The sequence below is a fragment of the Bacillus cereus group sp. MG9 genome, from assembly GCF_040459995.1.
GTDB lineage: Bacteria > Bacillota > Bacilli > Bacillales > Bacillaceae_G > Bacillus_A > Bacillus_A mycoides.
In genome coordinates this window covers 331,787-355,365 of sequence record NZ_JARVHC010000002.1, presented here as the reverse complement: position 1 = coordinate 355,365, position 23,579 = coordinate 331,787, and the positions used below count along the sequence as shown (strand labels likewise).

Genomic DNA, 23,579 nt, shown 5'->3' with positions numbered 1-23,579 from the left:
GAAAGACATGAATCTCTAAACTAAAAATTTATAAAAAAACGTTGATAATTAAACATTATTACAAATTTTGTAGGGACTTTCATGTCTCGGTAACGGATTAACTTGGAGTTCTCCTGTATCAATACTTGTTTGGATTGGATTAGTAAGCATGGTAATTATAATGGCTTCTGCATTAAAACTAAATTCAGTAAAAGATAAAGTGCCGAACCAAAAATTAATGAATTAATTATAATGTCGACCATTTAAGATAACTTATAGAAACACTGGTCTGAAGAAGCAAAATAACTGAATTAGTATTAAGAAGAAGCCGTTTTCTTAGTGGGAAAACGGCTTCTTTAGTAAAAATCTTCAAGAAATATGTTTAATGTAAATTTGCAATAGAGTCATATATAATAATCAAACTTTTAAATCCAAAAAAGTTGGCTCCTTAGCGTACAGGAAGCCGGCTTTTTTTATAAAATTTTGTTTAGCGTACGAAATTCGCGTTTTGTTGGCGCTACCCCATCGCTATCAAGCTAATATTTTTAATAGAACGGAAAATACTTTTTATTTCATACATTATTAAAGAGTGAAGACAATGAATGATTCTTTAACTGATTTCGACATTATCTGCATTTTATCTTTATCTTTATCTATTAATCTATTTATTGTAAGAACCGACTGGAAATAATGAGTCAACCAAATAAAGGTTCGAATTTATAAACAATGAATATAAAAATCAAGTGAGAAAGGATAGATAAGTAATGAAGAAATCAAGAAGCCAGAATAAAGCAAGTGTAATAATAAAAGCACTAATATCGTTAGGGGGTGTTCTAGCGACGGCTTTTTTAATGTTCTTTTTAATTGGAAAATTTAACTCCACTCCTGCGAAAGGGGGAGCTCAAGAAAGTACCAAACAAGTTAATACACAACTACAAGAGAAGAAAAACGAAACACTGCCGACAAGACAAAAAAGGCCGGATGGAAAACCTGTAGGAAAAGTAGTCTACTTAACATTTGATGACGGTCCGAGCACATTAACTGGTCAATTTTTAGATGTATTAAAAGAGAACAATGTTAAATCAACATTTTTTATGCAAGGAAGTAATTTGCAAAATACCAGTCTTCAGGAAAATGTAAAACGAGCAATAAAAGAGGGGCATTATATTGGTGCACATAGTATGACACATAATAGCAACAAGTTATACAAAACCGGGCAATTTGTGCCAGAAATGAAAGAAGCATTAGCTCTTATCCATGATATTACGGGTACAAGTCCTAAATTGGTTCGTCCACCGTATGGTTCAGCACCAGGATTGAAAAATGAAGAAATTCGAAATCAAATTGTAGAGGCTGGAATAAAAGTTTGGGACTGGACAATTGATTCTAATGATTGGAAGTTAAAAGATAATCCAAACCAGCTTATAGAAAATGCTAAAAAGGCAACGACAGATGATGTGGAAGTTGTTCTCATGCATGAAAAACCACAGACATTACAGGCACTTCCAGAAATTATTAAGTTTTATAAGGAAAAAGGATATGAATTTGGAGTATATAATGAAGCAGATCATTTTCAGCTGAATTTCCAGAAAGATAAACGTCTATAGCATATAAAAGAGGGAATCTAGAAATAGATTCCCTCTTTTTTTTGTTCTAAGGGGTACAAATTTTGATCGATACCGTTTATTCCTTCATCCCATATATACGGTTTAGAAAAAACGACTGTGTATAAATTCATAACGTAAATAAGCAAGTTGAGGGCACATCAATAGAGATTCCCTACCTATTCCCTACACTTGTTTGATATGTATATGAGTATATCCCATTGTAGTTTCCTTAGGAACTACAATGTAGTCGATTGTCCATTGTCACATCTATTTTCGATCAACCAAAAATTTTCTCAATAAGAATTTTTTTGATTTTATATAAAAAAATGGAATTACATGGTATACCAATATTGGGGGTTATTATTTTTGTTAGGGAGTTGCATAGAAAATAAAATGGGATAGGGAGGAATAAAAATGTCATTTAAAACGAAATTAGGTGTAGGGGTTGTCTCAGCTGCCCTTGGTTTATCTTTAATAGGTGGAGGAACATACGCATTCTTTAGCGATCAGGTAGTTACAAACAATACATTTGCTGCTGGTACGCTAGATCTTGTTATGCAGCCTACAACATCTCTAAATTTAGAAAATTTGAAACCTGGGGACAAGATATTAAAGAAATTCAATTTAAAAAATAGTGGTACATTGGATATCAAAGATATTGTTATGAAAATGGACTACACGGTGAATGATTTGAAACAAGACAACAACACAGAAGAATTTGGTAAACATATTAAAGTACAATTCCTTTGGGATTGGGATCCAGCTAAGAACCCTGTATATGAAACTACTCTTGCGGAATTAAAATCACAACATCCAGAGATTGCCTCTAAAAAAGTTTTTCACTCAAAATGGTCTGAAACAGGAGGGCTAAAAGCTGGAAAAACAGATTGGTTTTGGATAAAGTTTATATTTGAAGACAATGGAATGGACCAAAATGTTTTTCAAGGAGATAGTATCGCTTTAAAAATGGAGTTCCAAGCTAACCAAACAGAAGGAAAAGAAAGATAATATTTTATTAGTTTGTAAAACTGGGTTCATAATGCTAGATGATTCGTAAAATAGAACATACAAATAAAAACTCCGTTACATCTGTCTTGTTACAGAATATAATGGAGTTTTTATTTGTATAGAATTACCATGATTTTTGCGATTATTTTGTTTTTCATATTTAGTGAAAGCTTGTTACAATAGCAAAGAATAAACATGGGAAAAATAGATTATGAAGAGGGGAAATGAACAAAATGAAATCAACAGGAATGAATCGAAAAGTAGATGAATTAGGGCGTGTGATAATACCAAAGGAACTTAGAACTACGCTAGGTATGAAAGAAAAATCACCATTAGAAATCTTTGTGGAAGGCGAAAATATTGTTTTACAGAAGTATCAACCTGGAGGTGTTTGCGCTATAACAGAGGAGATTTCAGAGGATAACATTTCTCTAGCGAGCGCAAAGATAACATTAAGTCCAGAAGGGGCAAAAGTATTAATAAAAAAAATACAACAGTACATTGTAAAATAAGTGGCTCCTTAAAAGGGGCATTTTCAATATAGAATAAAATGATTTCACGTACTTTATTTTTCATGTAAACATAAATAAACACGTCCTATAAAACAGAATCATTTATTTTTACCAGATTGTTAGTGTACAAATACAAGAGAATCGAGATCGTTTGCTTGGCTAGATTAAAGCAACGCCACATCTATATGGTTGTGATGTGTTACGCCTTCTAATCAGAGAATCTGCTTTATAGAATGTGTCCACAAGTTATATTTTACTACATGTAATATTCATTTAGTGTAAATTTTATGAGTATGTATAATTACATAAAATTTATGAGAAAAAGAGAGTATACTTTGATATTGTGTAATAAAGATAAGGCCCACCTACGGAAATAGGTGGGCTTTTTAACGCATAAAGAAAAGACACCCATATAAGAGTGTCTTTTCCGATAGTTTTTTAGCAGAAGCAAGAAGCTCCAACGATGATTAATAAAATAAATAATACAACTAATAAAGCAAAGCCTCCAGCGAAACCGCCGCCGCAACTACCACCAAAGCCCATTTTAATCTCTCCTTTGAGTAGGAGGGGAAATTCAAGGTCACTCATGTATTTTAATGGATTCACTTTACCTTATGTTTTTACGTATGAATTGAGCAGGTCCTCTTAAAAATAAAGAAAAGACACCCTAAGGTACCTTCCTCCGACTTGAATTTTTTTTGCATTTTTATAGAAAATATTAGGAGAATACTTTTTGTTTTTATGTTAAGCTATTTAATATTTGTATTGATATTAGGGAGATGAATAGTATGTCGGGCGATTTCAATATGGATCCTAGTAATTATGAAAGTGGTGCTGAAATCTTAGAGTTATTAGGTAGTTTAAGTCGTTTATTAATTGTACGTGAATTGATTGTAAGTGGGACTTTGACAGTTTCTCAGTTGAGTGCTGCGACGCATATTTCGGAACCTATGACTTTACAACATGTACGCAAACTAACTAAAGGTAATATGGTAATTAGTGAGCGCAAGGGTACAAGGCTTTATTGTAGAGTAGAAGATAAGAAAATTATTGAGATTATCGATTTATTAGGATTATTATATTAAGTTCTAATCTATGTATTTTTTGAATTCAAACACTTTATAAATAAAAAAATAACATAAAGAAAAGACACCCTAAGGTGCCTTCCTGCGATTTGAACCATCGTAATATGGTATTGGATGCCAATCCAATTATTATTTTACCACGTTAAATAATTTCGAGTATTGAGAAATAGTAAAAGCACTCTTTTGAGTGCCTATTTCTAATTTATTACATTCTTAAGATGAGATTATCGAGCGTATCGGAAGAAATAAGTTAAATGTGAAATGTAAGCATAAACAAGATTCATTGCTGTGGAATATTTAAAGGGGGAAAGGTAATGAGTAATATTGATTGGGCTGCTCCAATGGGAGTTATGTCTGATGGAGAAGAATTAACAATTGATATTGGTTTCGAAGGTGATAATGAAGATGCAGAAAGCTTCACTTTAGATAAGGATGGAATAGTAGGTTGTGATAATTCTTTTTCTAAGGTGATTTTGAGTAAAATTCAAAACCATCATTTATATAAGAATTATAAATATATGGGAAGTTTACGTTTGAAAGCTCTATTTTGGTAAAAAACATTTAATATATTTTTTGTTGTGAATGCTGTTAGCACTTGGAGATAACCATGTGCTTTTTAATACCAAAAGAAAAGACACCCTAAGGTGCCTTCCTCGGCTTAATAACCGCATTTTATTTTCCTCGTAGACTCTGTTCATATGCTTTAACTTCATCAGTTGATCCAAATGTTTTTAGGTCAATTATTTTGTTACCATCAACACATACTGCTAATAATCCATCTTTAGCTTTAATAACACTTCCGACATTGCCCTTTTTTAGAGAAATACTAAAAGGATTATCTACATGCATAGTTTTTTTCTTCTCTACATATTGATTAAATTCCATTCCAACTGGGAAAGCCTCTTTTAATTGTTGAAGAGTATACTCATTTGTAGTTGTTGATTCACTTTTAGGCTTTTCTTGTGCTGGTTGTTCTTGCAGTTTAGGTGTTTCTTGACTCGGCTGTGTAGTTTTTTGAAGTGACCTAGTTTGCTCTTTTTCATAGGAGGTTACTTTAGATTTCAATTCTTTGATTTGTGTTTTTAATTCTTGCTGTTCATTAAAGTGTTGATCGATAAGTTTATCCATATCTTTTTGTGAATACTTAGGTTTCATATCTTCTGATTTGGAATCCTTAAAAATAGATATGGAAGCAATGATAACAAATATTACGGCGATAATGCCAATGATTAGTTTCTTGTTCATTTATGTTCCTCCTGAAATATAATAATAGCGGGATTATAGATAGAAAAAAAGACACCCTAAGGTGCCTTTCTCCGACTTGAACCACTTCAATTTTAATAATATGTATTGGACTTCCATCCCAATAATATTTTGCCACGTTAAGTTATTGTATTCATTGAGAAATATGATTCAAATCTATATTTTGTTCAAACTACCTTTTTAAAGATTCCTCCAGCATTCCTTCTAACTCTTTTTTGATTTCCTCAGGTTTCATCTGGTCAACGGGTTTATAATTACCATTAGCATCATAGTTAGCTGAGTCCTTTTTAGGGGCATTTGTGGATGATTGTCCTTGCCCTGTTGAAGAAGAAGGAACTGAGTTGTAATTCCCCTTATATTTTTCAGACGGATCTATTTTGTTTACTTGATCTATATCAGACTTGTAATCTGACTTTGTGTACCTTTCGTTATCATTAATAACTAATTCTTTATCAATAACACTCATTTTGTAGTTGTTATTATCATAAGAAATCTGTATATTGTCGTAAATACAATAGTTGTCATCTCCACATTTGATTAGATTAGAGGACCCCACCAATTTCGCAATAGCGTCACTCATTACCTCGTATTTCTCTACTTTTTCTAAGTCAGAGAATCCTTCATCTACATTTATTTTAATGTTTACTGAGGTTTCATCTTTATTCCTATTACCGGCCTTGTAAATAGTCTCTTCAATATACGGCGACAACTTGCTATCTTGTAATTTCTCCGTAGCATCTTCTTCTACAACTTTCATATCTGCTGAACAACCAGTAAATATAAGACACGTAGTAGCTATTAATAAGCTCATAAATCCTTTTTTCACATGGACAACAACATACGTAACGCCAAAAGGACAAGCTTATATCATAGACCGACTGAAGAAAGAACTGGAACAGGAGGCGGTTTAGGATGGAAAGCTCACTATCTTTGATAATTGTCGCGATAGCTATATGTTTATCGGCATACTTAGTGCATCGAATAGATGCTGCAGCAAAGAAAGCAGGATGGATGGAAGATAATGAATAAACAGCAGCGTGATGAATACGAACGAAAGAAAATCTTGTGGATCATAAAGGATTTAAGAGCTAGAGGAGTACATAACAGCGCAGATAAGGTTGAGGAAACATACAAGTATATCATCACTCTAGCTAAATAAGAAAAAACCCTACAGGGGATGCAGGGTAATAACTAAGGGTATTGAGTTGTCGATTCCATAAGGACTTCTTGGAATGTACAAAGTGTAACACATAATTTATAAAAAATTTATATATAGATATTACGAAATTATGAACAAAGGGGAGTGAAAAATGAGTAAAGATGAATTAAATCTAGATAGTTTCGGTCAACAACTAATAATCACTGGTCTTACAAGATTAGTTGAAGAAGAAGGTTATACAGCTCATGAAGCTTTTCGATTGTTGGAAACGATTAAAAGAAATACGTTCCATGCTCTTTTAGAAATCCAAAAAGAGTCGAGAGAAAACAAAAAGCCCTAGCAGGGGAGCTAGGGCAGGGGATGGGGTATTAAGAATTGTTGATTCTATTAATAACGAATGACTTCTTCGAATGACCTTAGTCTAACACAGGAACTCGTGTATATGTGTTACGGAATTATGAACAATGGACAAGCCTTCGCTTGTCAGAATATTCAGGAATACAATGGTATTCCCCACCTAGCAAATAGGTTCCCACCCTTTCTCAATGCGTGAAAGCATCGAGAAAGGGTGGGGAAAATGTATCCGCTAGTTAAAAACTAGCATAATAAAAAGCCCGTACAGAAGTACAGGCAGGTTGTTACACATATCGGTAATTAAATATTAACAGAATTATTCATTAATTTCTATTGAGAAAATAAAAAACCGCCCTATGCCTAGGACGGTTTGGAGAAAACACATTTGTAATGACTCACTTACATTATATCAAATGTTTTCTCCTAAAAACAAGGAGGAATGAGAAATGTTAGAAAACGGAATCTTCGATAAGGACCAACGACAAAAGTTACGGTGGTTTGAAGCGAAGACGAAGAGCGAAGCCGAGGGAATGGCTAGGAAAAAATATGGTGAGATACAGATTGTTGATACTTATATATCAGATAGATCTCTTGATGAAATTATGGCATTGGATTAGGGGGATAAGCGTGAAATATAAACCTGTACCAACGTGGGAAAACTATGAAATAGCTAAAAGGAACGGAATTAGCAAAAACAATGTAGATGCTCGTGTTCAATCCCTTAATTTGGATATAGAAAAAGCGATAACAAAGCCATTGAATAAATTTGATAAATATTATGTGGATTTAGCTAAAAAGAATGGAATTGCATATCACACATACCTTAAGAGGCTTTCACTTGGATGGAATGAGATAAAAGCGGCTACAAAGCCTACGAGGGAATATAAAAAGAAACAAATCAGCTAGGAGGCAACATGGACAGGAAACAAATCTACATCGATGTATTACTACAAAAAGGAATTTTTAAAGAAGAAAAGACAGGGCGACAACTTTATGAGATGACTGAACAAGAGTTGTGGAATCTAATAAAAGGAGTGTATCAGGAATGATGGAGATGGAGAACGGTGTATACGAGATCACGAAGTTAATTAGCGAAGCAAAGGGAGGTAAATAATGAAAAAAGAAACTGCGGTGCAGGTGCAAAGCGAACTCAAAGTAGTGGAGGGTGAAATTCGTAAGATGGAATATCACTTGGTGGGATTGGATAACGAGAAGCGGAAGACGAAACTTTCCTTGGAAGTGTTGAAGAAACAGAAAGAGAAATTGAAAAGTTATTTATAAGGAGCGGAATGGAATGAATTTTAAAGATTATCAAACAGCAGTTACAAGAACATTTGCAGCAGGAAGAACATACGAGCAGAACGCTACAAACTATGCTATGGGATTATGCGGAGAAGCAGGAGAAGTTACGGACCATATCAAGAAGGCTGTATATCATGGCCACAATTTAAATGAAGACGAGGTTGAGAAGGAATTAGGTGATGTACTTTGGTACCTGGCGGCATTAACGGAAACTCACCATCTTGATTTAAATGAGATCGCAGAGAAGAACATTCATAAGTTAATGAAGCGATTTCCGAACGGATTTAGCAGAGAAGTAAGTCAAAACCGTGTCGATGTGAAGTAAGACCAAATTTGAATTTTATTAAGAAAGGGAGAATGAAAGATGAGAGAATTGCATTTGTTTTTTAAAGCATTAAATGAAGAATTGAATGGTGAGCAAATGGAAGTTGGAGATGAATTTGTGTACACATGCAACAATGCAACAGTTATTTACAGTATGAAGTACGACGAAAATAAAAATAAAACGTTAGATATTCGCGTTATTGGTGGAAAAGCGATTCATATAGACACTGCATTACCTATATTTACGGAATAAAACCAAACAAAAGCGTTATTTTGTTAAAAAATTATACGCTTCTACGCAAAAACGGCAGGTAATTGACTAATTTACCTGCTACGTTCTTGCACGGCACACGAAGGAGAATTCTCCGATTTGAAAGAGTGCAGCCGGGGAGAAACCGGCTTAGAGGTAGTATGTGTAATACAAAAAAGATTATTCGTAAAGGGGAATGAAAAATATGAAGGATGTAAAAATTGAAGATCTCGGAGAAGAATTAAAAATTATTGTGGATGGTAAGGAAATCGCATGTGCTACTCATATGGCAAAGGCAGTAGCAGAGAATTTATTAGTAGGTTTAGATCAAGCCGGAGCTATTAACCTCACTATTGAAAATTTAACAAAATAGTTATTGTATGAAGAATAAATAAAAGAACCCGTTAGTCATAAACGGATTCTTTCCACAAGGCTCACAAGGAATACAAGGTAACTGGTCCAGAGAGACCTGTGAAATTCCATGTGATAGTAATGTATGTAAATGAATCAAAACGGTTAATGGAAACTAAACAAAATCCTTATTTAAAACAAGAAGCCCTAGGGTTAGGGCTCTAGGGCTTCTTGTTTTGGTATATCTCACACGGTTTTATAAAAAGAATAGAACATACTGAAGATAACATATGAATGTTTCATAAATGTATCGAAAAAGTGAACAAAATTGCTATTGCAGAAGTAGCAGAAATGAAGTTTCTAATAGTTAAGTACGTAAAAGGTGTTATTTCCAGTGGATAAAATGCGCATGGGGCACCTAATCATTATTTTACCAGAGGAAAAGAATATGTTATGAACTTGGGTGAATGAAAAAATGAATATTTTACTTTAAGCGAAGTTAATGAAATATATTTTGGGGGTTATATCAATGATTGTTATCTCGATGGACACTTTAACTTTATAAAAGTCCTAGAAGAAAAACACAACTATGAGGAATAGCAAGCTATAAAAGTGAACAAAATCATTATTTAAATAAAAGAAACCCCGATTGTCTGCGGGGCTTCTAAGGGTAATCGTCAAGTAATGACGTACTCGACTAAATAACCATATCATGAATTTTTTGGTAAAAATACTGGTAAATGTGTCCAAATGAGTAAGGGCATCATTTTGAAAAAAACGCTATTTAAATAAAAAAAGAGCTTGCAAGGAAACAAGCTCTAACGTAATTGAGATGTCTATATATTACCATTCATTTCATTCTAATTCCATACGTTGTGGTTGAGAAATAAAGTATAAGCAATTTAATAAAAATTTCATTTTGTAGAAATAAAAACCCTAGTTTCCTAGGGTAATGGTATAACAGCTCAATATATTTTATTCTTTTATATTGTAACGTAATATTATGTTAAAAGCATCAGGGAAATGTAACCAATCGCAGAAAATAAGAGCAGCTAGCAAAAGCTAACTGCTCAGTCTTAAAGAAGATCTAAATGGTTACAGTACATTAAAGATGGGTTATCTATAGTATGGACGGGATATTGAGTTTTATTCAGTGGGGAGAAGGAAGTGAATAAATTTAAGCTGTCCCAACTTGATTTTGGTCTGCAACATCAGCATCAAATGTGTTTGTTGCGCTAACACCGCTAAAGGTATTAACGACAAATCCAACATTTGAGGAGCCCGAACCATTATAAGCTTTCGTATTTTCTTTCGGAGATACGTTATAAAAATCCCCTAAATTGAAAGAACCAGCACTATTTTGTACGACAAGGTTTGCTACAACTGATGGCATAGTACTCACCTGCTTTCCTAGAAAGTATTTAAATTAGCATATGGTGTATTCGTCTAGAGGTTCATTTGGATCTAAGAATTCGAAGTTATGGTTTGTGAAGATTTTAATGAAATAATCCTTTGAATAGAAAGCGAGATTAAAAGAATGGAAGGTAACGTAAAGCTATTAGGTGCAGACGGAATGTGTGGAATGGAGTTTATAGGAAATAAGGTTAATGTTTATAACGATGAAGGATATGTAATGGAGAGTATGACAACAAGGGAGTATGTTCAGGAAGTTATTGATTTTCTTGAAGAATGCAAGAAAGAAATGGAGGAATAAAAATGGGACAAGGTAACCGTGGAATGGCTTTTGAAAAGCTTATCAATCTATCGAATGAAATGTATCAACGCGAGGGAGTGGCGCTTATAAACAAGCGTCCGACTCCTGTGAAGGTATTAAAAATGGTTTATGGACGTGTGAAAGATGGTTATTACGAGTCAAAAAGCACAGTAGACTATGACGTTGTGTATAAAGGACGAGCTATAGCGTTTGAAGCAAAGTCTACAAATGAGATAAATAGATTTGATTTAAAGAACATCGCGCAGCACCAATTGGATTATCTAGAGACAGCGGAGAAGATGGGAGCGATTTGTTTCTTCCTTATTGGGTTTAGTAAGGACCGTCAGTATTTGCAGTACCACTATCAGTCATTCAATCTTACGTAAGAATGTCGCAACAACCAAAAGGTAAGAAGTCGATACGAAGAGCAGACTTTGATATTTATGGATACTTAGTAGATCAGACAGAACGAGCGCCAGTTGATTACTTGCAATACATCGATGAAGCAGTAACTCCTGTTATGTTTGATGGCATGATTCAATTTGATCAGGAACATAAAAAGACAGTGAATAACATTGAAGCAGCAAAAGAGAAGATGGCCAATAAGAAACGAAAATTATTAAATGCTTAATGGATAACGGAACAATGCGCAATAGTGTGGTGGGGGCTATGTTAATGCACGATGTTCCCTTATTCAACAATGAGATAGTAAAATTTCACGTACCTTATGTGATGTTAAAAACACAAATTCGAAATAGGGGGATTACAGATGGAACAATTAACTTTATTACCAGCTATCGATAGAGAGACAGAAAAACAGGTTCAGAGAGAAGTAGTAAAAATTTTAAAGGAATACCGCGCATTGAAAACTCGTTTTGAGAATGAAGTGGAGTTAAAACAAGAAGGAATTAGTTTGTTCCCTGAGATTAGAAATACGCGACATATTAGCAATATCAAATTCAAACAGATTGATAAGGCCTTACAGTACGTTTTAGATTATGACGAGGCAGAGATTATCAAGAAGAAGTACTTAAATGCAGATAAGCCGAAAGACAGCTTCATATATAATGAGTTATCGATGAAGAAAGATCACTTCTATTATAAGAAGAAAAATGCGATTCGATTGATCGCTACATCTTTAGGGATGATTTAATAACATAAAAAAAGCCAAATTGACAGTTTTTAATTAACTATCCATTTGGCTTTTGATGTTTTATTTTTTAGGCATCCATATATGTCCGCAATTCATGCAACCATTAACAATATTTTTTCTACCAATAAAACCACTGAATAAAGTTATTGGCGCCCCTAGGAGCATAATTAAAAAACCAACAAATGCAGCCATATCATGAAGTGGAGAATGTCGAGGAACTATTCCAATAGCTATAAGTGTAGCTAACATAAGAAACAGAATTAAAAACATCCTTTTGAAATTATAACCACGTTTATTACCAACTATTTGATTGGATTTACATTTCCTGCAAAGAACCCGCTTTGTTACTTTTTCTTGTTGTACCGTCATGTCTAACCATCCTTACTTATGTAAAATTATAATAGTTTAATTATATGATATATATACAAAAACAGGATACATATATTATCAAAATAAGGAAAAATATAAAAAGTTGGAATGTTTATGTTTTTGAAAACTTCGACAAAATCCCGACAAAAAAGGGGACTAAATAGGGGGGATTTTGATAAATGAATAAACGGTACGATTATCTCATGAAGAAACGCTCTTTGAAAAGAAGATACGCTTCATGGGATAGCGTTCCCATTATAATAACGTTACTCGGTGACGCGGAGGCTAGAGGGGATAAGAGCTTCCCGAAATTATTTATATTTATCATTCAGCTCGGAACCACCTTTCTTAGCTGAAAATAGATATAAATCTATTATTCCTGTCTATGTCGATTTCTACGAATGGGGATGGTTTTCATGATTGAATGAAAATTGTTCTGGTGCGTAAAATCATTTGCTTTAAAACTGTTGTATACGTAACTTGAATTATCACCAATAGTAATTACTCACGATTTTTACTATTGGGATAAAACAGGGTGTAAAGGAACTTGTCACTCCTTTACTCTAGATAATAAGACGGATAATTCCCCTTGTCCGCGTATGTCCCCTACTAATCTTGTTATCTAGAGTAAGGCAGTGGGAAAATGCAGTGCTGACTTGTATATAAAGATTGATTCCCTTTATATACGGCAATATAAAAATGGTGTTCGTATCACCGACTCTACGGAGTATAAACGAGAAGATTCTTAGTCTTCTCCCAGTCACCGAATGTAAAGCGCGTAGCTATGAAAGCTAGAAAATTATATGATGCGGTGATTTGGAGAAGGTTGAAGATAGTCTTGACCTTGAAAGAAGGAACTTTACCATTTGTTTTTTTCATTTCTCTCTATTGGAGATGTGAACTATGGCTGATAGTTTTATAAAACATATTTTTTGAATTATTTAATACAAGTATATATAATTATATTGATTCAATGATGTTAACTTGTTAAAAATGGGGAAAGAAAAATGAAGATTAAATTTGATGTGGTTAAGGATGAAAATTTTGATTTTACTTTATTAGAAACAAGATTGCTGAAAACTTTTAAAGAAGTGGATAGTGAAGCAATAATTGAAAAGGTTGAAGATAAAATTTTTGAAAAAGATGATATGAAAACCCATTTAGCGGAGATTACTATTAATGTTACAGGAAGGAATATCGGATATAGATCAGTTTCAGCTAGTATATTTATTGTTCTGGAAAGTTTATCAATAAAGCTATTCAATATTAATATTAGTATACATTAAGCATCCAAAACGGGTGCTTTTTTCTTTGTTATATAGAAATTACACATTAAACTTTTTAAAAGGTTGCCTTAGGTATAGTTAGGATTGAGCATCATATAATATCATAGAAGGGTCTTTCCAACATGTTACTCTATACATTTTATGAGAGAGCACTAACTGGGAGGTGCTCTCTTTCGCTTACACCTTTTGAAAAGGACAAGCATATACTACTTGTATCTCAATCCCTAAAAAGGAGTGCCCACGGAAACGGGTGCTCTTTTTTATTGAACAAAATGGACATTTGATTAGGAGGATGAATGATGGAAGAAGTAAGGAAACCTAGAAATACATTGGATATCGAAGTTAATGTTGATACTGTTGAAGCTGAAGTAAGACTTGAACGATTAAAGAAAGCGGCTGAAGGTTGTACGAAAGCATTTGAAGAGCTAGGAGATGCTATTGCTAATGTGGTCAGCTACTTGGCTAGGATTATCGTGGATTGTTAGTTTCATCTTTAAATTGGATGTTAGCTATATGACAGTGTTTACGGTTAGTTCGATTGTATGGGTATTAGTTATTGTTGTGAAAGGTTTATCGCTTATTTAGGTAAGAAAGCAGCGGAAAGATTTTGGGATTGATTGTTGTTAAGGAAAGATAAGGGGTGAGGTAGACTTGCAAATTGAAATATTATTAGTCTAAAAGACAAAACATAGACTAGTAAACAAGCTATTTTCACCTTTTATTCATAGAATATGATGAATTCTACTTTTAGAGGAGGTAATCATATCTATGGGATGCAATAATAATTTTAGACATTTCCGAGATTGTGATAGATTTTGGGATGATTTAATGTTCGGCAGACGTAGAGATAGAGATTGCGATGACCGTCGTTGTAGACGTGACCGTGACTGCGATTGTGATGAGTGTCGTCGCAGACGTGATCATGATCGTGATGATCGTCGGGATTGGTAAAGTCATTTGAAAGAGTGCACTTCTTCATAGCACTCTTTTTTTGTTATGTTTTTTATTAGTACTTATTAACACGAAGAATGTAGTTTCAATTTAATCTAATTCCTAACAAAACAAACGAACACAACGAACGAAAATATAGATAGTTAACAATGTGAAGTTTATGCAGGAAATAACGGTGATTAGGTGCTGAAAATAGCGTTTTAAAGCCAATGTATAAAATTATGAATACCTCTTATTCATAGAAAATAACGAAGACGCTGATACCAAGGTATTTCCCAGTTACCCAATTTACATAATGCATCTTATCAGAAGTTGTAAAAATTAGAGGGAAGTCCGTCTCAAAATGAAAAGAATTCTTATCTTATTGAGACGGATAAAAGAATTTCAAAGCTATATTTTCAATTCTGTATTAGAAATAAATTGGGCTCAACTTTTACATAAAACAAGAGCAATAAAGAACACCTTTGAAGAAAAAAGCAATAAAAGAAACCATCTCTTTTGATATTACAAACATCTTGGTTTTGAGTATAATACAGCCGATTTGGCCCTAAGGGATTAACTTAGCTGTTTTGTCTTAAATTGATCTTAATGTGTTTTATATGTTGATTGCACGCTATTAATAACCGTACAATCAACAAAGATATGTAAAAGCGGACGGATTTGGAACTAAAAAGTATTACTTACTGATGAAAAGTGAACAATGAATGCTGTTGGACGCACATAAAAGAATTGAAAGAATGGTGCAAAAACAAACACTTCACAACTTCGCACGAAATACCAATTTTACGAACAATAAGACAGATAAATAAAAATCTAATACAGTATTTAAGGATTTCGAGTTCAATTGCATGAATCTCAGTATATTGGCATGTGTATATATAATTCATATTTTATATAGGAATCATTAAATGCTGAGCTATTCATTGAAAATATTCATAGTAAATTACCTTTTAATATATAGAATTTTTTCTTATGTTGATCTAATTTGCTCCTCATAATCATGCTTAAATTAACCAAGTCATGTTAGATAACGAATTTTAAACTGTCTTCATATATTGATTTTTGTATGAATTTATATATAAAAATTGTTTTATTTTACATACATTTATATGTAGTTTTTGCACTGGTTTTTATGGTGTTATACAAGTTTATCACTTAGCTAGCTGTAATTTTCATTTGACCAACTACACTATACCATTCAGTTTTGAGTATATTTTAGTATTTCATAATTTAATTATGTAAATAAGTTCGTGTAAAAATTGAATTTAACGCGAACTTGTGTTCGTGTATTTTTTCTGTTATAGTATATACGAGGTGATTTTTATGGATTACAGCAAGCAACGTCAAAAATCAGTACATCGTAAGAAATTATACGAGAATTTAAATGAAATGCCCTTTTACATAGAAGAATTTGTGGAGTACAAAGAATTGCATGATGCCTCTCCCTCCACCCTACTGAATTATGTATATGATTTTAGAGTTTTCTTTAATTGGCTATTATCTGAACAAATTATTGAATTTAAGCCCATTAAAGACATATCCTTCTCTGATTTGGAGAATTTAAAGAAAAAAGATGTTGAGAACTTTATGAGGTTTTTAAAACTACAACAAAATATGCAGAATTCCTCTGTTAACAGAAAAATTTCAGCCTTAAAGTCTTTATTTAAGTACCTTACCTCCCTATCAGAGAATGATGATGGAGAATGTTATTTTTATAGAAATGTAATGGCTAAAATTGAAATACATAAAGATAAGGAAACGTTAAATGCCCGTGCAAAACGTATGAGATCTAAAATATTTCATAATGATGACGATCAAGAGTTTTTGAATTACATTAAGTACGAACATGAAAAATCTTTAACAAAACATCAGTTGTTCTATTTCCTAAGAGATAAAGATCGTGATGTAGCTATTCTTTCCCTCTTTCTTGGTAGTGGTATTCGTGTAAGTGAATTGGCCGATCTTCGTATGGAAGATATAAACTTAAAAGAAAGGCTAATTGATGTAATACGAAAAGGAAACAAAGAAGATTCTGTATGGATTACCCCAATTGCATTGAATGATCTTGAAAAGTATATGGAAATTAGAGATAAAAAATATGCTCCAGGGAAAGAATTAAAAAATGTATTTTTATCGAAGTATAAACATACTGCACAGCCTCTTTCGGTTAGGGCTATTCAAGATATAGTAGAAAAATATACTAAGGCCTTTGGTAAAAGAATGTCTCCTCATAAATTAAGACATACATTGGCAAATAAGTTATATATGGAAGAAAAAGACTCGTTACAAGTGATGCAGCAACTTGGGCATACTAGCCAAGATACGGCCTTATTATACACACAGCTTGGAGAAACAACTATTAAAGATAGCTTAGGTAGAATAGGAAAGAATAAATAATAAAAGTTCAGCAATGTAAAATTGCTGAACTTTTATTATTTCCCCTAATTTGCTAGGGAAAATATTTAAATGCTATGTATTAATCGTTTCACCTTTGATTTTATTATGTGAAAAATACATAGTTTGAATTCTACTTTAATTGGTATATAAAAACCATCTCTTGATAGATATAAATAAATATTTTAGATTCCTACAATTGTTGTTCACGTTAAATAAGTATTTAACGTGAACATGAGAAAGCACGTTTTAATTTATTTTCCCCCCTCTTTTTTACAAGGACATGAAACTCCAAACTATTTAAACAAGAAAGTTTAAGCTAAAATTTTTTAGATTTACAGAACTAAACTCTTCAAAAGTCAGCTCTTTTTTCATTTTTTTGGTGATTACTCTTTTAAGTTGATAGCGCTGTGGTGATACCCGTTTAGAACGATATCTTTGCCCTAAAAAAATCGAACCATAAATTTGCCGGCAAGCTTATGGTTCGATTTAAATTATTTACTTTTAGTAACTACTCAGTCCCTCTATGAAAAAAAGCCAGAAAAGCATCTTTTTAAATGGGCGAGAGGGACTGGCCATGCATAGAAGCGTTCAGGGCCTTTTCCTGCTACGCGCAAAGCTTTAAAACAAAGAAAGGCAGCGAGGTGTAGGTCCATTTTTATCTTCATGGCTGGAGGTATACTCCTTACCAAACTTCTAAATGAAATGTATAGCTGAGTAGTTACCTTATTTTTTAAAAAAACATTCTGACTATTTCTTTTTCACTTCTTCTACAAATTCCCATGTCTCTCCGTTATCTTTTGATTGATAAAGTGCACTACTATCGCCATTGTAGTCTCCATCTGCCCCCACTTAGTGATGAAACCCATTATCACATTTCGTATCATGTGGCATAGGCCCATCCAGGGAATCCAGAAAGGCAACGGCCTGTTTGAAGTTCCTCAAAAATAAATGCGCGAGATCCATGGAAAATCCGTTTCGAACCACAACGCGCATAATCGTCACCGTTTCCATATCTGGAGGCAATGGATAGGCGGGTACTTGCCAGCCGAACACACGCAATTGTCGAGATAAATCATAAAGATTCCAGTTTGATGTGTAACCATCTTTCAATCGCCAAGCGAAAACCGGAATATCCGAACCATCGGACAAAAGTTCGAACGGTTTCATCTTCTGAATCGCCTTGCTAAGAAAAAGAGCGACTTTCTGAGAAGCCCTTTGGACATCATAGTACCCACTTTTCCCCAAACGCAGGTAATTGTAATACTGTAGGAGCACTTGTGCGCCAGGACGTGAAAAATTCAGGGCAAAAGTCGGCATATTTCCGCCTAAATAGGAGACGCGGAAGATTAGATCCTCAGGGAGATCATCAGCTTCCCGCCAAATTATCCAACCCAACCCAGGGTAGACTAATCCATATTTATGTCCGGATACATTGATGGACTTCACCCTCGGCAATTGAAAATCCCAGACTAAATCTGGTTGAAGAAACGGTGCGATAAATCCGCCCGAAGCCGCATCCACATGCATAGGAATGTCGAGGCCCGTCCTCTCCTGTAAATCGTCCAACGCTTTCGCAATGGCGGCAACCGGTTCGTAAAGTCCGGTATAAGTCTCACCGAGAATCGGTACCACACCAATCGTATTTTCATCCACGGCTGATAGGACCCCCTGAGGATCCAATCGGGGATGCTCTGGGCTGACCTTCACATAGCGTGGTTCAACCTCCCAATAGTTCGCGAATTTTTCCCAAACGACTTGAACAGCAGAACTAAACACAATATTGGGCCGATCCACCGGCTTCCCCTCGCTTTTGCGTGCGTTTTGCCAGCGTCTCTTTAACGCAAGCCCTCCGAGCATACATGCTTCCGACGATCCAGTTGTTGAAACTCCCATAGTCGTAAGGGGGCTGGGCGAATGCCAGAGGTTGGCTAAAATGCGGACACACCGTTCCTCAATTTCGGCTGTCTGTGGGTATTCATCCTTGTCAATCATGTTCTTGTCGAATGATTTGGCATATAAGTGCTCTGCGGTAGGCTCCATCCATGTACTAACGAATGTTGCAAGATTCAAGCGGGCATTGCCATCAAGAGTAATTTCATCATGGACGATTTGATACGCTGTTTCTGGTAACATGCCTTCATCAGGCATGTGAAAGCGCGGAACGACTGATTCTCCTTTGCGGGCAAACAGAGGATTTACAGAAAATTCGGGAGGCAACTCCATTTGCATGTGACGCGGTAGATATTGTGGATTATCTGGCATAATCTCTTTTCCTTCATATGTATCGTTTTGAACTTCTTCTTTTCGATCTTTCGGCATACTAGTCCCCCTTAATTAATGGTTTAACAAATATATTATTTACAAAAGAGTATTTGTTAAACCAAGGGGGCAATTCTATTAAAAGATACTGCCACCATTCAAATTAAAGAAGTATAGTTTGTGATTATAAAATAGAAATAGAATTTGATTTATATTATAATGAAAATATTGAATATTTGCAATATAGTTGTTAAGTTATGCATTTACAGAAACTTAAGGGGTATGATTATGGAGTTTATTACTTTTAAAGTAATTTGTATCTTTTTATTTTTAATGCTTATGACTTCTATAGAAGTTTTAGGATATGGAGTTCGACTTGTTGGGGCTAAATTAGCTTTAGTTGCATCGGCCTTTGCTATATATAATATTATGTCTTTAATTGCCCGATTTTCTAATATGTTTCAACAACCATTTACTGCTTCTTTGGTTGATAGTGCAGCAAAAAATGGTGGATTAGAATTATTAATTAAACAATTTAGATTTTTGTTATTAGGTTCTACTATGGGGGTAATACTTGGAGGATTATTAGTACCATTTTTTATGAAAGTTTTTTCTAAAGCGCTAGTACCTTTATCAAAAGATGGTTCGTTTTTAAACATGTTCAAATTAATAAATAGTACTAATTTGAAAAGAATGAAAAACTATTTTGTTTTAATAAATAAAAATAATTTAGAAGGGGTAAATTTAAAAAACATATCAGTTAAATTATTTATTATTAATACAATTGTTTCTGCCGTATTTACAGTAGGTGTTATGTCTGCATTGTATGCAACCCTATTAATTCCTGATTATGATAAAGCAGCGATGTCTTCATCCAACATTATTACTGGAGTAGCTACGATTCTATTAACACTGCTTATTGATCCTAAATTATCTTTTTTAACTGATAAAGTTGTACAAGACAATCATAGTTATTGGGAACTAAAGAATTTCACATTTATGATATTAATTTCGAGATTATTAGGTACATTAGTTGCTCAGGTTATATTAGTTCCAGGTGCATATTATATAGCGTGGTTTGCTAAATTTATTTCTTGAAAGTTTTATATGAGAATAAAATGGTAGACGATTTCACATTAATCGTCTATCATTTTAAAAACAACAACAAATCACTTTACTTTATCAATAACCAACTTCTAAACTTTCAATACTTGTAGTAAATTCCCCGCCAAACAGCTTTCCTAAAAATAAATGACAGCTACCGAAAGTGAGTCACAGATTGAATTACAAAAAAGAACCAGCTCTTATAGCTGGTTTAATTGTGCCAATCATGAATATGAAATAAGGATTTCTAAGTCTTAAAGATAATTTGAATCTGCCAACGAATGGAATAAAAATCATGTATTTGTTCCATTTTTAATAATTTATAAATTCGTTGAAATGTTCGCATCAAATTCATCTGATATTTTAGTGTCTATTTTTTTCCATCAATTGTCATCTTTATTTTTTGTTTTTGGTTTGCTGTTACCACCCAAGTATTTGGTAAATAACGATCTTCATGTGATAATGTAGAAGGTGAATCTATAACCTTTCCTCCTAAATATAGCGTAGCAGAAGAACCTCCATCCATAGCCATTGCATTTATTGCTCCTTTTTCATATAGAATATCTTGACACTCTTTTAACGTGGCTCCTATGCTATGTGTCTGCCTACCGTCTATCACTAGAAACATTATTGTGCCATCTTCTTTTTGGGCCATAATACTTCGCGGAGCAGAACCCCAACCACCGTCTCCTTCTGTGATCATTTTTTCTCCATTTACAATTAACTGTGGCATAAATCCTGCTGCTGAAACGACTTGTTTATCCAAAAGTTTTTGGGTCGAATAATTTCCTGTTATCATTTGTCCCAACTTTGTTAAACCCGTAATAATTGTAGGGGTATTTTTATCTATATTTGTATCAATAGCTTTCCCATTTTCTATTACTATTCCAGTTGCAACATTTCCTCCACCCCTTCCTGTTTCATCAGCAAATGCACTTGCATTCACAGCAACAAGTGCATTATTACGTTTTGCCATTACGTGGTCACCATACATGCCCATCAACTTAAGATTTTTAAGTACCCCAAAAACGAAAATTCCACATGAATATCCATAATTTCATCTCTTTTTTCATCTAATTTGAAAATAAGCTTTCTATTTTTAAAAGCCATCAACACCAGCTCAAATTATATGAATGAAATCCGTACATCCTACTTTTTAGGGAAGAAAAATTATACAAAAGTAGGATGATTTAAGATATTTTTACTTGTATTATAATAACAAAAAGATATCGACATAAAAATTACAATAAAGAAAGGAATAAAAAGAATGATACAGAGCATATACGAAACTCATTTACATGTAAGAAATTTAGAAAAGGCGATAGATTTCTATCAAAATAAGTTAGGGTTAGCATTAGCAAGAAAACTATCTAAAAGAAGAGTGGCTTTCTTTTGGGTAGGAGAAAATAAAAAACAAATGCTTGGACTATGGGAAGTATATAATATTGAAGACTTTGAGACGAAACACTTTGCTTTTGGTGTAGATTTAGAGTTTTTAAAGACTTCTAAATTGTGGTTAGAAAAGCGTGGAATAGCAGTGATAGGAAGTCAGGGAAAAGGGAATCAAGAGCCAATTGTCCAAAGATGGATGCCAGCTGCAAGTGTATACTTTCTGGATTGTGATGGAAATAAATTAGAGTTTATTTCTATGCTACATGATAATCCAGACGAATTAGAATATGCATCCTATTTAAGTGAATGGGATGCGGAGCACCAAGAAAAATAAATTAAATTATATCTATAAACCGAAAAAAACGTTATTCTTTTTGTAAAAATATACAGAAAGGATGACGTTTTTTATGAATCTTTCGATCCAAAGTGAACTCCAATTATTTTCTGAAGAATTATATGAACATCTTACTCCTTCATTTTTAGAAAGTCTTGCTAGAAAACTAGGTTTTGTACAACGGAAACGTAAATTTTCAGGGCAGGATTTAGCTACTATATGTGTCTGGATCAGTCAACGAGTAGCGAGTGATTCTTTAGTGAGATTGTGTAGTCAACTTCATGCTGTTACAGGAACGATCATGAGTCCAGAAGGACTCAATAAACGTTTCAATAAAAAAGCTGTTTGCTTTTTAAAACACATTTTCTCTACATTACTAAAAAGTGAAATTTGTGAAACATCAGCGATTCCAAGCTCTTCAATCACTTATTTTCAACGAATTCGTATTTTAGATGCAACGATTTTCCAGGTACCAAAACATTTGGCTAGTGTGTATCCTGGATCAGGTGGTTGTGCTCAAACAGCGGGTATAAAAATCCAGTTAGAATATGATTTACATAGTGGCCAATTTTTAAATTTCCAAGTGGAACCAGGTAAAAATAATGATAAAACCTTTGGAACAGAGTGTTTAGCAACATTACGCCCTGGTGATCTATGTATTCGGGATTTAGGCTATTATTCACTGGATGATTTAGATCAAATGGATCAACGTGGCGTGTATTATATATCACGGCTCAAATTAAACAATAGGGTGTATATCAAAAATGAATTTCCTGAATACTTTCGAAATGGGACAATAAAAAAACAATCTCAGTACATCAAAGTTGATTTAGAACACATTATGGATACCTTAAAACCAGGACAGGTCTATGAAATAAAAGATGCTTATATTGGAAAGGATAAAAAACTATTCACTCGGTTGATTATGTATCGATTAACGGAAAAGCAACTTCGTGAGCGTATGAAAAAACAAGTGTATACAGAAAGTAAAAAGGGCATTACATATTCGGAAAAAAGCAAACGGTTAGCTGGCATGAATTTATATATTAGACAATTTATTGATAACAAGTACCATCTATGCTTCTGTAGAATATATCCATTTCTAAAAAATTTGCGTTCTTACTTAAAGACTTTATCACAACAAAAGGAGCTAAATTATAGATATTAGCTCCTCTTATTTGTAAATTATTTAATTATAAAGGATACGATTACTAAAATAACAAGCAGAATTCCGCTTAATAATTGTCCTATTCCAGAACTCTGTCCATTAATTAACAAATTGAAAAGATTTTTTCTTGTTTGGTTTTTTCCTACGAATGCATCATCTTTTTTCATTCTATATACGCCCCATAAGATTAATACTATTCCAAAAAGGATACCGAATAATTTTAAAGCCATTATATTTACCTCCGTTGATTATGTATAT

Annotated in this window: 29 protein-coding genes and 4 pseudogenes; 25 read left to right on the top strand and 8 right to left on the bottom strand. The window is 33.6% G+C overall.

The window, feature by feature from the left end:
• Positions 1–743: 743 nt before the first annotated feature.
• The 3 genes from QCI77_RS29475 to QCI77_RS29465 all read left to right on the top strand — a co-directional run bounded on the left by QCI77_RS29475 (position 744) and on the right by QCI77_RS29465 (position 3,106).
• Complete coding sequence (locus QCI77_RS29475; protein WP_353826001.1) at positions 744–1,586, top strand: polysaccharide deacetylase family protein; 843 nt, start codon at positions 744–746, stop codon at positions 1,584–1,586.
• A 414-nt stretch (positions 1,587–2,000) separates the two neighbouring features.
• A complete protein-coding gene (locus QCI77_RS29470) occupies positions 2,001–2,594 on the top strand; it encodes a TasA family protein (protein ID WP_193653542.1) in 594 nt (197 codons plus the stop codon).
• 233 nt (positions 2,595–2,827) lie between these two features.
• Positions 2,828–3,106, top strand: coding sequence for an AbrB/MazE/SpoVT family DNA-binding domain-containing protein (locus QCI77_RS29465; RefSeq protein WP_353826000.1), 279 nt, complete (start codon positions 2,828–2,830; stop codon positions 3,104–3,106).
• Between the two features lie 438 nt (positions 3,107–3,544).
• Here the strand turns inward: QCI77_RS29465 and QCI77_RS29460 are convergent, their stop codons facing one another.
• Positions 3,545–3,649 carry a YjcZ family sporulation protein gene (locus tag QCI77_RS29460; protein WP_063219790.1) on the bottom strand — a complete coding sequence of 35 codons (105 nt, stop codon included), beginning with the start codon at positions 3,647–3,649 and terminating at the stop codon, positions 3,545–3,547.
• A 245-nt stretch (positions 3,650–3,894) separates the two neighbouring features.
• Between QCI77_RS29460 and QCI77_RS29455 the strand changes: the two genes are divergently transcribed.
• Both QCI77_RS29455 and QCI77_RS29450 read left to right on the top strand, forming a co-directional pair.
• A complete protein-coding gene (locus QCI77_RS29455) occupies positions 3,895–4,191 on the top strand; it encodes an ArsR/SmtB family transcription factor (RefSeq protein WP_193653545.1) in 297 nt (98 codons plus the stop codon).
• Positions 4,192–4,505: 314 nt separating this feature from the next.
• Positions 4,506–4,745, top strand: coding sequence for a hypothetical protein (locus QCI77_RS29450; protein ID WP_353825999.1), 240 nt, complete (start codon positions 4,506–4,508; stop codon positions 4,743–4,745).
• A gap of 118 nt (positions 4,746–4,863) precedes the next feature.
• Here QCI77_RS29450 and QCI77_RS29445 read toward each other — a convergent pair whose 3' ends face one another.
• Positions 4,864–5,436: a hypothetical protein gene (locus QCI77_RS29445; RefSeq protein ID WP_353825998.1), complete on the bottom strand. Its 573-nt coding sequence runs from the start codon at positions 5,434–5,436 to the stop codon at positions 4,864–4,866.
• Positions 5,437–5,626: 190 nt separating this feature from the next.
• Positions 5,627–6,265 (bottom strand): hypothetical protein, encoded by a 639-nt coding sequence (locus tag QCI77_RS29440; RefSeq protein WP_353825997.1) that lies wholly within the window; start codon positions 6,263–6,265, stop codon positions 5,627–5,629.
• A gap of 10 nt (positions 6,266–6,275) precedes the next feature.
• Between QCI77_RS29440 and QCI77_RS29435 the strand changes: the two are divergent.
• The 10 genes and pseudogenes from QCI77_RS29435 to QCI77_RS29390 form a co-directional block, all read left to right on the top strand.
• Positions 6,276–6,365, top strand: a pseudogene (locus QCI77_RS29435) (phage antirepressor Ant); the annotation flags it as partial.
• 110 nt (positions 6,366–6,475) lie between these two features.
• Positions 6,476–6,613 carry a hypothetical protein gene (locus QCI77_RS29430; RefSeq protein WP_353825996.1) on the top strand — a complete coding sequence of 46 codons (138 nt, stop codon included), beginning with the start codon at positions 6,476–6,478 and terminating at the stop codon, positions 6,611–6,613.
• Between the two features lie 151 nt (positions 6,614–6,764).
• A complete protein-coding gene (locus QCI77_RS29425; protein WP_078205591.1) occupies positions 6,765–6,953 on the top strand; it encodes a hypothetical protein in 189 nt (62 codons plus the stop codon).
• A gap of 460 nt (positions 6,954–7,413) precedes the next feature.
• On the top strand, positions 7,414–7,584 hold the full coding sequence (locus QCI77_RS29420) for a hypothetical protein (protein ID WP_193653585.1): 171 nt from the start codon (positions 7,414–7,416) through the stop codon (positions 7,582–7,584).
• Between the two features lie 10 nt (positions 7,585–7,594).
• Positions 7,595–7,873, top strand: a complete 279-nt coding sequence (locus tag QCI77_RS29415) for a hypothetical protein (RefSeq protein ID WP_353825995.1) — start codon at positions 7,595–7,597, stop codon at positions 7,871–7,873.
• An 8-nt stretch (positions 7,874–7,881) separates the two neighbouring features.
• Positions 7,882–8,016, top strand: coding sequence for a Fur-regulated basic protein FbpA (locus QCI77_RS29410; protein WP_353825994.1), 135 nt, complete (start codon positions 7,882–7,884; stop codon positions 8,014–8,016).
• A gap of 64 nt (positions 8,017–8,080) precedes the next feature.
• Positions 8,081–8,248 carry a hypothetical protein gene (locus QCI77_RS29405; RefSeq protein WP_193653550.1) on the top strand — a complete coding sequence of 56 codons (168 nt, stop codon included), beginning with the start codon at positions 8,081–8,083 and terminating at the stop codon, positions 8,246–8,248.
• 13 nt (positions 8,249–8,261) lie between these two features.
• The gene (locus tag QCI77_RS29400) at positions 8,262–8,594 is read left to right on the top strand and encodes a nucleoside triphosphate pyrophosphohydrolase family protein (RefSeq protein ID WP_353825993.1); all 333 of its coding nucleotides are present in this window, start codon (positions 8,262–8,264) and stop codon (positions 8,592–8,594) included.
• Positions 8,595–8,633: 39 nt separating this feature from the next.
• Positions 8,634–8,846 carry a hypothetical protein gene (locus QCI77_RS29395; RefSeq protein ID WP_353825992.1) on the top strand — a complete coding sequence of 71 codons (213 nt, stop codon included), beginning with the start codon at positions 8,634–8,636 and terminating at the stop codon, positions 8,844–8,846.
• A gap of 202 nt (positions 8,847–9,048) precedes the next feature.
• Entirely contained in the window at positions 9,049–9,216 is a 168-nt protein-coding gene (locus QCI77_RS29390) for a hypothetical protein (protein ID WP_193653553.1), read from the top strand.
• Positions 9,217–10,371: 1,155 nt separating this feature from the next.
• Here the strand turns inward: QCI77_RS29390 and QCI77_RS29385 are convergent.
• Complete coding sequence (locus QCI77_RS29385; protein WP_078177833.1) at positions 10,372–10,587, bottom strand: spore germination protein; 216 nt, start codon at positions 10,585–10,587, stop codon at positions 10,372–10,374.
• Positions 10,588–10,731: 144 nt separating this feature from the next.
• Between QCI77_RS29385 and QCI77_RS29380 the strand changes: the two genes are divergently transcribed.
• The 3 genes and pseudogenes from QCI77_RS29380 to QCI77_RS29370 all read left to right on the top strand — a co-directional run bounded on the left by QCI77_RS29380 (position 10,732) and on the right by QCI77_RS29370 (position 12,061).
• Complete coding sequence (locus tag QCI77_RS29380; RefSeq protein ID WP_353825991.1) at positions 10,732–10,908, top strand: hypothetical protein; 177 nt, start codon at positions 10,732–10,734, stop codon at positions 10,906–10,908.
• 2 nt (positions 10,909–10,910) lie between these two features.
• A pseudogene (locus tag QCI77_RS29375) lies at positions 10,911–11,539 on the top strand (Holliday junction resolvase RecU).
• Positions 11,540–11,677: 138 nt separating this feature from the next.
• The gene (locus QCI77_RS29370) at positions 11,678–12,061 is read left to right on the top strand and encodes an ArpU family phage packaging/lysis transcriptional regulator (protein ID WP_353825990.1); all 384 of its coding nucleotides are present in this window, start codon (positions 11,678–11,680) and stop codon (positions 12,059–12,061) included.
• A gap of 60 nt (positions 12,062–12,121) precedes the next feature.
• On the opposite strand, the gene QCI77_RS29365 is transcribed toward QCI77_RS29370, so the two are convergent.
• Positions 12,122–12,430: a hypothetical protein gene (locus QCI77_RS29365; RefSeq protein WP_353825989.1), complete on the bottom strand. Its 309-nt coding sequence runs from the start codon at positions 12,428–12,430 to the stop codon at positions 12,122–12,124.
• Positions 12,431–13,437: 1,007 nt separating this feature from the next.
• Here QCI77_RS29365 and QCI77_RS29360 point away from each other — a divergent pair.
• The 4 genes from QCI77_RS29360 to xerS all read left to right on the top strand — a co-directional run bounded on the left by QCI77_RS29360 (position 13,438) and on the right by xerS (position 17,064).
• Positions 13,438–13,716 (top strand): hypothetical protein, encoded by a 279-nt coding sequence (locus tag QCI77_RS29360; RefSeq protein WP_193653555.1) that lies wholly within the window; start codon positions 13,438–13,440, stop codon positions 13,714–13,716.
• Between the two features lie 299 nt (positions 13,717–14,015).
• Positions 14,016–14,201, top strand: coding sequence for a hypothetical protein (locus QCI77_RS29355; protein WP_353826050.1), 186 nt, complete (start codon positions 14,016–14,018; stop codon positions 14,199–14,201).
• A 283-nt stretch (positions 14,202–14,484) separates the two neighbouring features.
• A complete protein-coding gene (locus tag QCI77_RS29350) occupies positions 14,485–14,667 on the top strand; it encodes a hypothetical protein (RefSeq protein WP_353825988.1) in 183 nt (60 codons plus the stop codon).
• Positions 14,668–15,990: 1,323 nt separating this feature from the next.
• The gene (xerS, locus tag QCI77_RS29345) at positions 15,991–17,064 is read left to right on the top strand and encodes a tyrosine recombinase XerS (protein WP_002090544.1); all 1,074 of its coding nucleotides are present in this window, start codon (positions 15,991–15,993) and stop codon (positions 17,062–17,064) included.
• 849 nt (positions 17,065–17,913) lie between these two features.
• Here xerS and gad read toward each other — a convergent pair.
• Positions 17,914–19,383 (bottom strand): glutamate decarboxylase, encoded by a 1,470-nt coding sequence (gad, locus tag QCI77_RS29340; protein WP_353825987.1) that lies wholly within the window; start codon positions 19,381–19,383, stop codon positions 17,914–17,916.
• Between the two features lie 228 nt (positions 19,384–19,611).
• On the opposite strand from gad, the gene QCI77_RS29335 reads away from it, so the two are divergent.
• Positions 19,612–20,421 (top strand): lipid II flippase family protein, encoded by an 810-nt coding sequence (locus QCI77_RS29335; protein WP_193653220.1) that lies wholly within the window; start codon positions 19,612–19,614, stop codon positions 20,419–20,421.
• 326 nt (positions 20,422–20,747) lie between these two features.
• On the opposite strand, the pseudogene QCI77_RS29330 reads toward QCI77_RS29335, so the two are convergent.
• Positions 20,748–21,406: pseudogene (locus QCI77_RS29330) on the bottom strand (phosphodiester glycosidase family protein); the annotation flags it as partial.
• A 288-nt stretch (positions 21,407–21,694) separates the two neighbouring features.
• Between QCI77_RS29330 and QCI77_RS29325 the strand changes: the two are divergent.
• Complete coding sequence (locus QCI77_RS29325) at positions 21,695–22,153, top strand: VOC family protein (RefSeq protein ID WP_193653221.1); 459 nt, start codon at positions 21,695–21,697, stop codon at positions 22,151–22,153.
• 73 nt (positions 22,154–22,226) lie between these two features.
• Positions 22,227–23,201: pseudogene (locus tag QCI77_RS29320) on the top strand (IS4 family transposase); the annotation flags it as partial.
• 137 nt (positions 23,202–23,338) lie between these two features.
• On the opposite strand, the gene QCI77_RS29315 reads toward QCI77_RS29320, so the two are convergent.
• Positions 23,339–23,551: a hypothetical protein gene (locus tag QCI77_RS29315; protein ID WP_353825986.1), complete on the bottom strand. Its 213-nt coding sequence runs from the start codon at positions 23,549–23,551 to the stop codon at positions 23,339–23,341.
• Positions 23,552–23,579: the final 28 nt, after the last annotated feature.

Coding starts and splice junctions, on each gene's coding strand:
- QCI77_RS29475 (WP_353826001.1), top strand. CDS start 744: ATGAAGAAATCAAGAAGCCAGAATAAAGCAAGTGTAATAATAAAAGCA.
- QCI77_RS29470 (WP_193653542.1), top strand. CDS start 2,001: ATGTCATTTAAAACGAAATTAGGTGTAGGGGTTGTCTCAGCTGCCCTT.
- QCI77_RS29465 (WP_353826000.1), top strand. CDS start 2,828: ATGAAATCAACAGGAATGAATCGAAAAGTAGATGAATTAGGGCGTGTG.
- QCI77_RS29460 (WP_063219790.1), bottom strand. CDS start 3,649: ATGGGCTTTGGTGGTAGTTGCGGCGGCGGTTTCGCTGGAGGCTTTGCT.
- QCI77_RS29455 (WP_193653545.1), top strand. CDS start 3,895: ATGTCGGGCGATTTCAATATGGATCCTAGTAATTATGAAAGTGGTGCT.
- QCI77_RS29450 (WP_353825999.1), top strand. CDS start 4,506: ATGAGTAATATTGATTGGGCTGCTCCAATGGGAGTTATGTCTGATGGA.
- QCI77_RS29445 (WP_353825998.1), bottom strand. CDS start 5,436: ATGAACAAGAAACTAATCATTGGCATTATCGCCGTAATATTTGTTATC.
- QCI77_RS29440 (WP_353825997.1), bottom strand. CDS start 6,265: ATGAGCTTATTAATAGCTACTACGTGTCTTATATTTACTGGTTGTTCA.
- QCI77_RS29430 (WP_353825996.1), top strand. CDS start 6,476: ATGAATAAACAGCAGCGTGATGAATACGAACGAAAGAAAATCTTGTGG.
- QCI77_RS29425 (WP_078205591.1), top strand. CDS start 6,765: ATGAGTAAAGATGAATTAAATCTAGATAGTTTCGGTCAACAACTAATA.
- QCI77_RS29420 (WP_193653585.1), top strand. CDS start 7,414: ATGTTAGAAAACGGAATCTTCGATAAGGACCAACGACAAAAGTTACGG.
- QCI77_RS29410 (WP_353825994.1), top strand. CDS start 7,882: ATGGACAGGAAACAAATCTACATCGATGTATTACTACAAAAAGGAATT.
- QCI77_RS29405 (WP_193653550.1), top strand. CDS start 8,081: ATGAAAAAAGAAACTGCGGTGCAGGTGCAAAGCGAACTCAAAGTAGTG.
- QCI77_RS29400 (WP_353825993.1), top strand. CDS start 8,262: ATGAATTTTAAAGATTATCAAACAGCAGTTACAAGAACATTTGCAGCA.
- QCI77_RS29395 (WP_353825992.1), top strand. CDS start 8,634: ATGAGAGAATTGCATTTGTTTTTTAAAGCATTAAATGAAGAATTGAAT.
- QCI77_RS29390 (WP_193653553.1), top strand. CDS start 9,049: ATGAAGGATGTAAAAATTGAAGATCTCGGAGAAGAATTAAAAATTATT.
- QCI77_RS29385 (WP_078177833.1), bottom strand. CDS start 10,587: ATGCCATCAGTTGTAGCAAACCTTGTCGTACAAAATAGTGCTGGTTCT.
- QCI77_RS29380 (WP_353825991.1), top strand. CDS start 10,732: ATGGAAGGTAACGTAAAGCTATTAGGTGCAGACGGAATGTGTGGAATG.
- QCI77_RS29370 (WP_353825990.1), top strand. CDS start 11,678: ATGGAACAATTAACTTTATTACCAGCTATCGATAGAGAGACAGAAAAA.
- QCI77_RS29365 (WP_353825989.1), bottom strand. CDS start 12,430: ATGACGGTACAACAAGAAAAAGTAACAAAGCGGGTTCTTTGCAGGAAA.
- QCI77_RS29360 (WP_193653555.1), top strand. CDS start 13,438: ATGAAGATTAAATTTGATGTGGTTAAGGATGAAAATTTTGATTTTACT.
- QCI77_RS29355 (WP_353826050.1), top strand. CDS start 14,016: ATGGAAGAAGTAAGGAAACCTAGAAATACATTGGATATCGAAGTTAAT.
- QCI77_RS29350 (WP_353825988.1), top strand. CDS start 14,485: ATGGGATGCAATAATAATTTTAGACATTTCCGAGATTGTGATAGATTT.
- xerS (WP_002090544.1), top strand. CDS start 15,991: ATGGATTACAGCAAGCAACGTCAAAAATCAGTACATCGTAAGAAATTA.
- gad (WP_353825987.1), bottom strand. CDS start 19,383: ATGCCGAAAGATCGAAAAGAAGAAGTTCAAAACGATACATATGAAGGA.
- QCI77_RS29335 (WP_193653220.1), top strand. CDS start 19,612: ATGGAGTTTATTACTTTTAAAGTAATTTGTATCTTTTTATTTTTAATG.
- QCI77_RS29325 (WP_193653221.1), top strand. CDS start 21,695: ATGATACAGAGCATATACGAAACTCATTTACATGTAAGAAATTTAGAA.
- QCI77_RS29315 (WP_353825986.1), bottom strand. CDS start 23,551: ATGGCTTTAAAATTATTCGGTATCCTTTTTGGAATAGTATTAATCTTA.